The organism is Franconibacter sp. IITDAS19 (assembly GCF_023079515.1).
Classification (GTDB): Bacteria; Pseudomonadota; Gammaproteobacteria; order Enterobacterales; family Enterobacteriaceae; genus Franconibacter; species Franconibacter pulveris.
On record NZ_JALJCP010000005.1, the window covers coordinates 225,318 to 237,477 of the forward strand.

Annotated in this window: 13 protein-coding genes; 6 read left to right on the forward strand and 7 right to left on the reverse strand. The window is 58.4% G+C overall.

Annotated elements, in window-relative coordinates:
* Positions 1-341: 341 nt before the first annotated feature.
* The gene (locus MT962_RS15410; protein WP_247366002.1) at positions 342-1,415 is read right to left on the reverse strand and encodes an AI-2E family transporter; all 1,074 of its coding nucleotides are present in this window, start codon (positions 1,413-1,415) and stop codon (positions 342-344) included.
* Between the two features lie 159 nt (positions 1,416-1,574).
* Between MT962_RS15410 and MT962_RS15415 the strand changes: the two genes are divergently transcribed.
* The gene (locus MT962_RS15415) at positions 1,575-2,795 is read left to right on the forward strand and encodes an MFS transporter (protein WP_247366003.1); all 1,221 of its coding nucleotides are present in this window, start codon (positions 1,575-1,577) and stop codon (positions 2,793-2,795) included.
* On the opposite strand, the gene MT962_RS15420 is transcribed toward MT962_RS15415, so the two are convergent.
* Together MT962_RS15420 and MT962_RS15425 are read right to left on the reverse strand one after the other, a co-directional pair.
* Positions 2,796-3,356, reverse strand: a complete 561-nt coding sequence (locus tag MT962_RS15420; RefSeq protein WP_024557078.1) for a DcrB family lipoprotein — start codon at positions 3,354-3,356, stop codon at positions 2,796-2,798.
* A gap of 72 nt (positions 3,357-3,428) precedes the next feature.
* Positions 3,429-4,094 carry a 7-cyano-7-deazaguanine/7-aminomethyl-7-deazaguanine transporter gene (locus tag MT962_RS15425; RefSeq protein ID WP_024557077.1) on the reverse strand — a complete coding sequence of 222 codons (666 nt, stop codon included), beginning with the start codon at positions 4,092-4,094 and terminating at the stop codon, positions 3,429-3,431.
* A gap of 205 nt (positions 4,095-4,299) precedes the next feature.
* On the opposite strand from MT962_RS15425, the gene tusA reads away from it, so the two are divergent.
* The 4 genes from tusA to MT962_RS15445 all read left to right on the forward strand — a co-directional run bounded on the left by tusA (position 4,300) and on the right by MT962_RS15445 (position 7,574).
* Entirely contained in the window at positions 4,300-4,545 is a 246-nt protein-coding gene (gene tusA, locus MT962_RS15430) for a sulfurtransferase TusA (protein WP_024557076.1), read from the forward strand.
* Between the two features lie 187 nt (positions 4,546-4,732).
* Positions 4,733-5,716, forward strand: coding sequence for a TRAP transporter substrate-binding protein (locus MT962_RS15435; RefSeq protein WP_024557075.1), 984 nt, complete (start codon positions 4,733-4,735; stop codon positions 5,714-5,716).
* A 46-nt stretch (positions 5,717-5,762) separates the two neighbouring features.
* Positions 5,763-6,272, forward strand: coding sequence for a TRAP transporter small permease (locus MT962_RS15440; RefSeq protein ID WP_247366004.1), 510 nt, complete (start codon positions 5,763-5,765; stop codon positions 6,270-6,272).
* A 15-nt stretch (positions 6,273-6,287) separates the two neighbouring features.
* Positions 6,288-7,574 carry a TRAP transporter large permease gene (locus MT962_RS15445; RefSeq protein WP_024557073.1) on the forward strand — a complete coding sequence of 429 codons (1,287 nt, stop codon included), beginning with the start codon at positions 6,288-6,290 and terminating at the stop codon, positions 7,572-7,574.
* 246 nt (positions 7,575-7,820) lie between these two features.
* On the opposite strand, the gene zntA is transcribed toward MT962_RS15445, so the two are convergent.
* A complete protein-coding gene (gene zntA / locus MT962_RS15450; RefSeq protein WP_247366005.1) occupies positions 7,821-10,025 on the reverse strand; it encodes a Zn(II)/Cd(II)/Pb(II) translocating P-type ATPase ZntA in 2,205 nt (734 codons plus the stop codon).
* A 94-nt stretch (positions 10,026-10,119) separates the two neighbouring features.
* Positions 10,120-10,746: a lysoplasmalogenase gene (locus tag MT962_RS15455; protein ID WP_024557071.1), complete on the reverse strand. Its 627-nt coding sequence runs from the start codon at positions 10,744-10,746 to the stop codon at positions 10,120-10,122.
* A 141-nt stretch (positions 10,747-10,887) separates the two neighbouring features.
* Here MT962_RS15455 and MT962_RS15460 point away from each other — a divergent pair, with 141 nt between their 5' ends.
* Positions 10,888-11,253, forward strand: a complete 366-nt coding sequence (locus MT962_RS15460) for a DUF2500 domain-containing protein (RefSeq protein ID WP_048888771.1) — start codon at positions 10,888-10,890, stop codon at positions 11,251-11,253.
* On the opposite strand, the gene MT962_RS15465 is transcribed toward MT962_RS15460, so the two are convergent.
* The gene (locus tag MT962_RS15465; RefSeq protein ID WP_024557069.1) at positions 11,250-11,519 is read right to left on the reverse strand and encodes a DUF1145 family protein; all 270 of its coding nucleotides are present in this window, start codon (positions 11,517-11,519) and stop codon (positions 11,250-11,252) included. The two genes, MT962_RS15460 and MT962_RS15465, sit on opposite strands and share 4 nt — an antisense overlap.
* Positions 11,509-12,105, reverse strand: coding sequence for a 16S rRNA (guanine(966)-N(2))-methyltransferase (gene rsmD / locus MT962_RS15470; RefSeq protein WP_247366006.1), 597 nt, complete (start codon positions 12,103-12,105; stop codon positions 11,509-11,511). Before rsmD ends, MT962_RS15465 begins: the two co-directional genes overlap by 11 nt.
* Between the last annotated feature and the right edge of the window lie 55 nt (positions 12,106-12,160).

A 12,160-nucleotide genomic window follows, 5' to 3' on the forward strand; every position in this document is an offset into this window, starting at 1 on the left:
CTTTTGATAAGCGTGGGTCAGTCCGGTTCGATTAACGAGCTTAACCTGTATATTTTGTATATCTAAAAAAAGACAGAGCATCCTCGATTTGGCGGCGGTACTATAACCAAACTAAACAATATTAAAAATTGCGCAGGTCTACATATTTATTTAATGCATTTTTTTATTCTTTTTGAAACTTCTTCATTGGTGGATTGTTTCACTGTAAGTGAAGCGGTTAATCATTCATGAGTGGCAGCTGCGGAAAAAAAAGATTTTATCAATCTATGCAGAGAATCAATAAACCCCTGTAAAAGTTAAAGCGGGCAATTGCCCGCTTTAACCTATTCTTTATTTTTATGCTATCCCGGTAAGCGGCTTTTCGGTCTGCCGGGCCCCAGCAGAATCGCGAGTTTGGCGCCGCCGGTGGTGGTTTCCATCCAGATTTTACAGACGCTGGTGAGCGGCACGGAGAGCAGCATGCCCACCGGGCCGAGCAGCCAGCCCCAGAAAAGCAACGAGAGAAAGACCACCAGCGTCGACATGCCGAGGCGGTGTCCCATCATGCGCGGCTCCACCATATTCCCCAGCACCATATGTACCGCCAGGAAAAGCAGGCCCACCATCACGCATTCGTAAAAGCCGTTAAACAGCAGCGCCTGGATCATGGGCGGAATGGCTGAAAGCACAGAGCCGATGTTAGGAATGTAGTTAAGCAGGAAGCCGAGCACGCCCCACATCAGCGCGAACTGCACGCCAAGCAGCGTTAACCCGAGCCAGATAATGGCCCCGGTCCAGAGGCTAATGAGCGTCTTAAGCGCCAGATAATGGGTCACTCCCTTCAGCGCGCGGTGCAGCCCGGCGATATGAATCTGCGGGTTGGAAAGGGCGAAACGCAGTTTGTAGGGCAGATGGCGCACTTCAAAAAGCATAAACACGACGGTCATCACCAGCAGCACGATGCTCGCCATCGCGCCGGAAAGCTGCGTCATCAGCATGGTGGCATAGCCCATCATCTTTTCGGAATCCATTCGCTGCAGCATGCGTTCCGGCGAGAGATGCAAATGCATAAACGGCACCATCCGTTCCAGACGCATTATTTTGCGTGAGAATTCGTTCGCATATTTTGGCAACAGCGCAACGAACTCATTGAGCGAAGCGGCCAGCAGGCCGAGCAGCAGCGTGAGCACGAAAAGCATCGCGATGACCACAATAGTAATGGCGAACGAGCGTTTAAAGCCCCGGCGCACAAACCACGTGACCAGCGGGTTAAGCACGATGGCGAAAAACAACGCCAGCAATAATGGAACAATAATGTCGGCGGCGGCGTGGATGCCGGCCAGAATAATGACCAGCGCCGCCAGCTTTTGCAGCATATGCAGGCCAGCCTTCTGCGTGGCCGCAACCTCGTTGCTGCTGCCCGTCTTTCTGAGCATGGTGAAGTCCTTTTAAGTAGTCGCCCGTACTGTGTGGTTGTTTACAGTGTAGCCCTTTGCAGAAAGCGCGCCGGAGTAGAGCGTTCTGAAAGTGAAGGCTGATTTTCCGGGGGCGACATGTTTATACTGGCGCACTGTTGTTAATTTCCGGTGATTTCCATGCCCGACCGCGCCGCTGAACCGGCTATTAGCGGATTACGCCTTAATCTGCGCATCGTATCTGTTGTTATCTTTAACTTCGCCAGCTTTTTAACCATTGGTCTGCCGCTTGCGGTGCTGCCCGGCTATGTGCACGACGTGATGGGCTTTAGCGCCTTCTGGGCGGGGCTGGTTATCAGCCTGCAATACTTCGCCACCCTGTTAAGCCGTCCGCACGCCGGACGCGCCGCCGATACGCTCGGGCCAAAGCAAGTCGTGATTCTTGGCCTGTGCGGCTGTTTCTTAAGCGGGCTTTGTTACTGGCTGGCGGCAGAAACGCAAGCCTGGCCGCTGGCGAGCCTGGCGCTGCTCTGCCTTGGACGACTCATCCTTGGCGTAGGACAGAGCCTTGCAGGAACCGGGGCGACGCTTTGGGGCGTGGGCGTTGTGGGTTCGGTGCATATCGGTAAAGTGATTTCGTGGAACGGCGTAGTGACTTACGGGGCGATGGCGGTCGGCGCACCGCTGGGGGCGCTGTGCTACGCATGGGGCGGGCTGCGGTTGCTGGCGGGCGTGATTATGGGCGTATCGCTGCTGGCGGCGCTGCTGGCGCTGCCGAGACCTAAAGTGACGGCCAGCAAGGGCAAACCGCTGCCGTTTCGCGCGGTGCTGGGGCGCGTCTGGCCCTATGGCATGGCGCTGGCGCTCTCTTCGACCGGCTTTGGCGTTATCGCCACCTTTATCACGCTCTTTTATCAGGCCAAAGGCTGGGATGGCGCGGCTTTCGCGCTGACGCTCTTCAGCGCCGCGTTCGTCGGCGGCCGCCTGCTGTTCCCCAACGGCATTAACCGTCTCGGCGGGTTGAACGTGGCGATGATCTGCTTTGCCGTAGAAGCACTGGGGCTGCTGTTGGTGGGGCTCGCCGTCACGCCGCTGATGGCGAAGGCAGGCACGCTGCTCGCAGGCGGCGGGTTCTCTCTGGTCTTCCCGGCGCTTGGCGTGGTGGCGGTGAAAGCGGTGCCGCAGCATAACCAGGGCAGCGCGCTGGCGACCTACACGGTGTTTATGGACTTATCGCTCGGTATGACCGGGCCGCTGGCGGGCGTGATGATGGCTTACGCGGGCGTGCCGATGATTTATCTGGCGTCGGCGGCGCTGGTGCTGGCAGCGATGGGGCTGGCGTGGCGGCTAAAAAAACGGCCTCTGACGCAGGCGCCAGAGGCCGGTGAAACGCGGCAGTGATTACTTCAACACGATGGTGTTGATGATATTTTCCGCCGCGCTCTGCGCCTGCTGCTGATTGTCGGCAGGCAGGGTGATTTGCATGGTCAGCAGTTTGTTATCCACATGGCCCAGCACGACAGACGAGTAGGCGGTCTGGCCTTTGGCGGAGATAATGCTGTCAAGCTGCTGCAGCTTCTGGCCTTTGATCTCAACGGCTTTGTTGGTGACCACTTGCAGGTTCGGATCGCGGCTGCGCTGCTGGTCTTCCAGCCGTTTAGCCAGCACATCGAGCGGCTCCTGGGTGTTGTCGCCAAGAATGACGATAACCGCTTTCTCGCCGGTGGTGTCCGAGTAAACGTGCATGTTGTTCGCCTGGGTGCCGAGTTTGCCGCTCTGGTCGGACATATCCGCTGGCAGGGAGAAGCTCAGCTTGCCATCCAGCAGGCTTACCGGCTGACCGCTGGCGGCGCTGCTTTCGGCCGCGTTGCCGGCAGCAGGCGCTTTGCTGTCGTTGTTGTCACAGGCCGCCAGCCCCATTACCAGCAGGCCAATACCGACATATTTTACCAGGTTGCGCATTGACTTATTCCTTTACATAAACGGTCATAACGACCCATCCCTGCATCTTAACACAAGAAATTCCGCGAACGTTTAACCGTGCTGCAACGCGGAGAAATCGGATTTATCTGCCAGTTTTTTCAACAGCATATTCAGCAGCACACCATACATCGGCAGGAAGAAAATAATGCTGATAAGCACCTTAAAGCAGTAGTCCACCGCAGCGATTTCCATCCAGTGCTCGGCCATGAACGGATCGGGGCTTCGCCAGAAGGCGATAAAGAAGAACGACAGCGTGTCGCTGATATTGCCAAGCAGCAGGGAGGCGCCAGGCGCAAGCCACCACTGGCGGCTCTGGCGCAGACGGTTAAAGACATGCACATCCAGAATCTGCCCAAGGGCGTAAGCCATAAAGCTCGCCGTGGCGATACGGGCAACGAACAGGTTAAAGTGCGCAAGCGCGCCGAACCCTTGCCAGCTTCCCATGTAGAAAAGCGACGAGACCACGTAAGAAATCAGCAGCGCCGGCACCATTACTGCGAAAATAATGCGGCGAGCCAGCGGCGCGCCAAAAATGCGCACGGTCAGGTCGGTTGCCAGAAAAATAAATGGGAAGCTGAACGCGCCCCAGGTGGTGTGAAAACCGAAAATGGAAACCGGCAGTTGCACCAGGTAGTTACTGGACGTGATAACCAGCAAATGAAACAGCGAAAGCCAGACGAGCGCACGGCGGCGCTGGCTTGAAGTAAAGGACGTCATATTGTGACCTTTTTGTTAGTTGGGGTGAGGGAACCCAGTTCATTCTTGCTTGAGGGCAGACGCGGCGCGTTTGCGCAAAAGCCGCCGCATAATACTGCTTTACGTCGTCAATGCAATGGTTAATTTTAACGCAATCGTTAAGCTCGCTTGCGCCTCTGCCTTCTGCGCGTAAACTAAGGCGGTTTTTGACTGATCCGAGAATAAAATGACCGACCTGTTCGCCAATCCCGACCATACGCTGGACGCTCAGGGGCTGCGTTGCCCGGAACCGGTAATGATGGTGCGTAAAACCGTTCGCCATATGCAGGCAGGCGAGACGCTGCTCATTATTGCCGATGACCCGGCCACTACCCGTGATATACCGGGCTTTTGCCGTTTTATGGAACATGAATTGCTCGCCCAGCAGACGGAAACGCTGCCCTATCGCTATATCTTGCGCAAAGGGCACTGATAATGCGTGGGCAGTCCCGATTAAGCGGCTGCCCTGAACCTTCGTCACATTCTTTTTAAAACCTTGTTTCAAAGCTTTCACTTTTGTGAGGCGCTTCACCTCCGTTTTACCAGGCTTAAGCTAGTTTTAAGCGGCAAATCAAAACAGCGTTTTATATCTTGCCTCTTACTCTGCTGGAGCTGACCCGATGAAAAAGACCTTATTAACAGGCCTGGCTGGCCTGTGCCTGTCCACCGCGTCACTGATGTTTGCGACCGCCGCGTCGGCGCAGGTGATCAAAGCTGCCGATGTGCATCCGCAAGGGTACCCGAATGTCGTCGCCGTCCAGCATATGGGCGATAAACTCAAACAGCAGACTAACGGCGAGCTGGAGATTAAAGTGTTTCCGGGCGGCGTGCTGGGCGATGAAAAACAGATGATTGAACAGGCGCAAATGGGCGCCATCGACATGATTCGCGTCTCGATGGCGCCTGTCGCCGCCATCCTGCCGGAAATCGAAGTCTTCACGCTGCCTTACGTTTTCCGCGATGAAGACCATATGCACAAGATTATCGACGGCGACATCGGCAAGCAGATTGGCGATAAACTCACCAGCAACCCGAAATCTCGTCTGGTTTTCCTGGGCTGGATGGATTCCGGCACCCGCAACCTCATTACCAAAAACGCAGTGGCGAAGCCGGAAGACCTGAACGGGATGAAAATCCGCGTACAGGGCAGCCCGGTGGCGCTCGCCACGCTAAAAGACATGGGCGCGAGCGCGGTCGCGATGGGGGTGAGCGAGGTTTACAGCGGCCTGCAAACCGGCGTGATTGACGGCGCAGAGAACAACCCGCCGACTTATATCGCCCACAACTACCTGCCGGTCGCTAAAAACTACACCCTGAGCGGCCACTTTATCATTCCGGAAATGCTGCTTTATTCCAAAGCGAAGTGGGACAAGCTCAAGCCTGAACAGCAGCAAACCATCCTGAAGCTCGCCCGCGAAGCGCAAATGGAGCAGCGCGAGCTGTGGAATGCCTATAACAAGCAGGCCCTCGACAAGATGAAAGCGGGCGGCGTGCAGTTCCACGACATCGACAAAGCCTGGTTTGTGAAGGCCACTGAGCCTGTGCGCCAGCAGTATGGTGAAAAGCATCAGGATCTGATGAAAGCGATAGCGGACGTTCAGTAATTCCCTGCGCCGGACAACCGGCGCTGCACCTTTTCCCGGAGGCGTTATGTCCCGCTTTTACTTATCCTGTATGGACAAGCTTTACCTGTTCGCCATGGCCGTCGCCGGGCTGGCGCTGGTGGTGATGACCGTTATTATCCCGATTAACGTTTTCTCCCGCTATGTTCTCAATCGGGCGGAGTCCTGGCCGGAGCCGGTCGCCATTATCTGCATGGTGACGTTCACCTTTATTGGCGCAGCCGTGGGGTACCGCGCCGGGTCGCACATCGCCGTGAACATGCTGACCGACCGTCTGCCGCCGTTCTGGCAGGGCCTGCTGGCGCGCGTTGTGGACGCCCTGATGCTGGTCATCTCGCTGGTAATGTTTTACTACAGCTACTTTCTTTGCCTCGAACTGTGGGAGCAGCCTGTCGCGGAGTTCCCTGTCGTCACCTCCGGGGAAACTTACCTGCCGCTGCCTGTCGGCGCGGCGATCTTAATCCTGTTCGTCATTGAACGCCTGCTGTTCGGTTCCCAGGAGAACCGCCCGGTAGTGCTGATTGGCAACCACAGCTGACGGGGTGACAAACCAATGGACGCATTCATTTTACTGGCCACCCTCGCGGTGTTGCTGGCGGTGGGCATGCCGGTGGCTTTCGCCGTAGGGTTAAGCGCTGTGGCGGGCGCATTGTGGATCGAGCTGCCGCTGGAAGCGCTGATGATTCAAATCACCAGCGGGGTGAATAAGTTCACGCTGCTGGCTATTCCGTTCTTTATCCTCGCGGGCGCCATTATGGCGGAAGGGGGCATTGCGCGCCGTCTGGTGAACTTCGCCTACCTGTTTGTCGGATTTGTGCGCGGCGGCCTGTCGCTGGTGAACATTGTCGCTTCCACCTTTTTCGGCGCCATTTCCGGCTCGTCGGTTGCGGATACGGCCTCTATCGGCAGTGTGATGATCCCGGAGATGGAAAAAAAGGGCTACCCGCGCGACTACGCGGCGGCGGTGACAGCGAGCGGTTCGGTGCAGGCTATCCTCATTCCGCCAAGCCATAACTCGGTGATTTATTCACTGGCGGCGGGCGGCACGGTCTCCATCGCCACGCTGTTTATCGCCGGCGTCTTGCCGGGATTGCTGCTCGGAATGTGTCTGGTTGTGCTCTGTCTGGCCTTTGCCCGCAAGCGCGGCTACCCGAAAGGCGAGCGCATTCCGATGAAACAGGCGCTGAAAATTTTTGTCGACGCGCTCTGGGGGCTGATGACGGTGGTGATTATCCTGGGCGGCATTCTGACGGGGGTATTTACCGCGACGGAATCGGCGGCGGTCGCCTGCGTCTGGGCCTTCTTCGTCACGATGTTTATTTACCGCGACTACAAATGGAATGAGCTGCCGAAACTGCTTTGCCGTACGGTAAAAACCGTCACTATCGTCATGATCCTGATAGGCTTCGCGGCGGCGTTTGGCGCGGTAATGACCTACATGCAGCTGCCAACGCGCATCACCGAGTTTTTTACGTCGCTCTCGGATAACAAGTACGTCATTCTGATGTATCTCAACGTCATGCTGCTGCTTATCGGCACGCTGATGGATATGGCGCCGATTATCCTTATCCTCACGCCCGTATTGCTGCCGGTGACCAATACGCTTGGCATCGATCCGGTGCATTTCGGCATGATCATGATGGTGAACCTCGGGATCGGCCTGATTACCCCGCCGGTGGGCTCGGTGCTGTTTGTGGCAAGCGCGGTCAGCAAGCAGAAGATTGAGGCGGTGGTGCGCTCCATGCTGCCCTTCTACGCCGTGCTGCTGATTGTACTGGCGATGGTGACTTACATTCCGGCGATATCGCTCTGGCTGCCGGGAATGCTGGGGATGATGTAAGAGGTTGGTTAACGTTGCGCTTACCCGCCCTGGATACGCTGTTCGGGCGGCGGAAGAGCCTGTTTGCTGAAGCGCGGGCTTTCCATGACGCGCTCCCTCACGCGAAGAGGTTACGGGGGCGCGCCGCCCCCTTAATCATCCTGATTCGCGGCAAAAGGGCCGCTGGCATAAACAACCGCCGCATCGACGGTGGTTTTTTTGTCGTATGGGTAAGCGCAGCGCCACCCCGTTTTACCTGTATATCCCTCACCGCCCTTTACGCAGCAGCCGCAGGGCGTTGGCGGTTACCAGCACCGTGGCGCCCGTATCCGCCAGCACCGCCAGCCACAGGCCGGTCATGCCGAGCAGCGTGGTGACCAGAAAAATGCCCTTTAATCCCAGCGCGATAGCGACATTCTGCCGGATGTTGCGGTGAGTCGCGCGAGCGAGTTTTATCATCGACGGCAGTTCCGTCAGGCGGCTGTGGGTCAGCGCCGCATCGGCGGTTTCCAGCGCCACGTCGGTGCCGTTGCCCATGGCGATGCCAATGGCGGAAGCCTTCATGGCGGGCGCGTCGTTAATGCCGTCGCCCACCATCGCCAGCGGCGCGCGGCGGTTAAGCTCGTTAATGGCCGCGACTTTATCGCCAGGCAGCAGGTTTGCGCGATAATCCATGCCTGCTTCACCGGCGATGGCTGCCGCAGCGCGCGGATTATCCCCGGTCAGCATTACGCTCTGAATGCCCAGCGCGCGAAGGCGTTCTACCGCCTCGCGAGCGTCCGGGCGAAGCGTGTCGCGCAGCGCCAGCGTGCCGAGCAGTTCGCCTTCACATTCGACAAGCACCACCGTCTGCCCCTGCGCCTCCTGCTCGCGGATCCGCTGTCGCCAGCGGTCCGGTATCTCCATCTGCGTTTTATCCGGCGCGCTAAGGCGCACGACGCGTCCTTCCACTTCGGCTTCCACGCCCACGCCCGCCAGCGTACGCTGCGCCCGGGTTCGCAACGGCGCCACGTTACGCTGGGCCGCCTCATGAATGATGGCCTGCGCCAGCGGGTGCGTGCTGCCCTGTTCAACGGCGGCGGCAAAAGCCAGCAAGGCGGCCTCTTCCAGGCCTCGCTCGGCGGTTATCGCCGTGACTTGCGGCTTGCCGGCGGTCAGCGTGCCGGTTTTATCAAACGCTATCTGTCGCACGCGGCCTAACATCTCCAGCGCCGCGCCCCCTTTTATCAGCACGCCGCGCCGCGAAGCGGCGGCAAGGCCCGACGTGATAGCCGCAGGCGTGGAGATAACCAGCGCGCAGGGGCAGCCAATCAGCAGCAGTGCCAGCCCTTTATAAATCCACTCCTGCCAGGCGGCGGCGAAAAAGAGCGGAGGGATAACCATGACCAGCAGCGCCAGCAGCATGATCGCAGGCGTATAGAGGCGGCTGAAGCGGTCAATAAAACGTTCGATGGGCGCGCGGCGCTCTTCCGCTTCTTCAATCAGCCGAAGAATGCGGTCTATAGCGCTGTCGCCCGGTTCGCTCACCACCTCAAGCTGCACCAGCCGGTCCACGCTGGTGGCGCCCGCCGCCACTTTTTCACCCTGCTGACGCTCAACGGGCAGCGACTCACCCGTCAGGGCGCTTTCATCAAAGCTTGCGAAAGGAGAAAGCAGCCTGCCGTCCGCAGGCAAACGTCCGCCCGCCGCCACCTCTATCACATCGCCGGGACGCAGCGTTTCCAGCGCCACGCTTTCACGCTGGCCGTTGCGCAGACGAACGGCGGTCTCCGGGCGCAGCGCCACCAGCGCGCTGACGCCTTTTCGCGCGCGCTTCGCCGCCCAGCCTTCCAGCTGCTCGCCAATAAGAAACAGCAGCAGCACCATCGCCGCTTCAGCGGTCGCGCCGATAATTAAGGCACCCGTCGCCGCCACGCTCATCAGCGTCTCTATGGCAAACCAGCTGCCGCTGCGCATCAGCCGGAACGCCTGCCGCGCCACGGGCCACAGGCCGACCAGCGTGGTCGCCACAAAAGCCAGCTTGCCGTAAGGGTGATTGACATGCTCAAGCCCCCAGCTGATAAGCATCAGCGAGAGGAGGGTAATAATGGGCAGGTAATCGCGCCAGCTGGCAGTGTCGGCCACCGGCGCGCGGGCGTCGCGTAGCGTATAGCCTGCGGCGTTGACGGCGCGCGCTATCGCTTCACGGGCCTCATCCGGCGCGTCCACCAGCAGTTTTTCGGTGGCGAACGCGACCTGCACCTGGCGTACGCCGGGAACCTGACGCACGGCATTCTCTACCTTGCGCGCGCAGGCGGCGCAGTCCATCCCCTCCACGCGCCAGCTCAGGCGAGCGGCGATATCCGGCGTCGCTTCCGGCGCATCCGCTGCACACGTACCGCCCGGGCAGCAGGGCTTCGCTTCAGGCAATGGATTAAGTTTCATCTTCGCGAATTGCGGTGTTTTAACGGGGCCAGGAGAAGAAGAGGGCATGGCATCCTCCGGTAACGATAATTTTCTCATTACCGGAGGATACACTCTGGAGTCGACTCCAGAGTCAAGGGGGGATGTGAGTTTTCGTCGGCTATCAGAGATAGAGCGAACGTACGATCATGAAGTGGCCGGCGAAGTAACAGGCCGCTGCGATGGCGCTGTCGCCGGTAAAGCGCTTACGGTAATGGCTGCCGAGCCAGACGATAACGCCGAGCAGCAGCAGCGACGCACCCACAAAGCCGGAGAAACTGGTATCGGTCGGGCGGAAGAAGTAGAGCTCGCCCGCAAGCCACACCATCACCAGCGTCATGCCGATATACGTGCAGACCGGCCAGCGCAGCGTATCAAGCCGCGTCCAGATGGTGGCGATAAGCGCCGCGCCAATCACCAGCAGCGCCAGCGGCAGCGGCCAGAAGAAAGACATCGACATCTGGCTGGCGAAATAGATGGTGTAAAGCAGGTGCGAAAGGAAAAACGCCCCGGTGGCATAGAGCAACTGCTGGCGCGGCAGCAGCGTCAGCGCATCGCCCGCAAGCGTCGCGACCAGCCCGGCAAGCACCAGATAGCCCACGGGTTCCGCCAGCGGCGCCTGCCAGGCGAGCAACAGCAGCAAGAGCAGCGTAAGCGGCTTAAATACCCAGCGTTGCCACGCCGGACCACGGTAGGAGGCATCCACATACAGCCAGCCGGAAAGAAGGACAGCAATAAACGACCAAAGCATGATAAGTCCCTGAATCAGTTATGGTAACGGGTGCGCTCAGCGCACGGCTCTACCTTTCAGTCTAGTGGTCGAAGCGTCGGGATGACAACGTCAGTCGCTACGGGGTATTCTTAAAATGTATCCGCGATTCAGGCAGCCAGCATGAGTAAACCACCGCTTTTTTTCATTATTATCATCCTCTTAATCGTTGTTGCCGCTTCATTTCGCTTCATGCACCAGCGGCGCGAAAACGGCGCCAATGACGCCGCGCCTGTGGTGGAAAAGCGTATGAAAGTGATGAACAAACGTGAAAAAGCGGCGAACGAGCAGCGCTCGCGCCAGCGTGAGGTGGCGCCGCCTGCGCAGACGATGCGTTATGAGGCGAGCTTTCGGGCGCCAGACGGCGGGCTGGCGATGACGTTTCGTCTGGAGGCGGAGCAATATCATGCGTTAGCGGTGGGAGAGACCGGCACGCTCAGCTATCAGGGGACGCGCTTTATTCGCTTCGTCCCCGACCCGGCCCGTTAACGCGGGCGCTTTTGCTGTTTCTGCCAGGCGAGAAGTTCAAACACGCCAAAGATAAAAATGCGCAACTGCTGTGCGCGGCTAAGCGCCGGCCCTTCTTTTGGCTGTGTCGCTTTCAGCAGGCTCAACTGCAGGCCATGCATCAGCACCATAAAGATCAGCGCCACGTTGACAAAGATATTGAGCGGCCGCGGAAAAGGCTGAACGATATTCAGAATAAGAAAGGCCCAGACGCAGAGCATCAACAGGCGACCCAGATTAATCAACATCTTCTTCTCCTTGTGTTTCAAGCGAATAAAGGCGGTAAGCAACCTGTCCCGCGACTTTTTCGCGATGCAGCCGCCAGCTTGCCGGCACTGGCGGCAGGCCGTTTTCCACTTCGCTTTCAACATAGACCATCGCGCCGCTGGCAAGCCAACCCTGCGTTTCCAGCAGTTTCAGCGTCTCTTCCAGCAAGCCTTTACGAAAAGGCGGGTCGACAAAAACAATGTCGTACGGTTCGCCCGGCTGGTTAAGGTAATTAAGTGTGTTAGTGTTCACTACCTGTGCGTTGCTCGCCTTTAGCGTCGACAGGTTCTTTTGCAACTGCTGCGCGACGCCGCGCTCCATCTCAAGCAGCGTGGCTTTGGCCGCATAGCGAGAGAGCGCCTCAAGGCCCAGCGCGCCGCTACCGGCGAAACAGTCGAGGCAGCGGGCATCTACCAGATAAGGGGCGAGCCAGTTAAACAGGGTTTCGCGCACCCTGTCAGTGGTAGGACGAAGGCCGGGGCTGTCGGGGACCGGAAGTTTCCGGCCGCGCCACTGCCCGCCAATAATGCGGATCTGTCCGCTGCCGGAGGTGGTGGGTTTCTTCATTATGCTCACTGCGCTCAACAATCTGGCCTGCTATTCTAGCGGCGCAGAGGGGCGG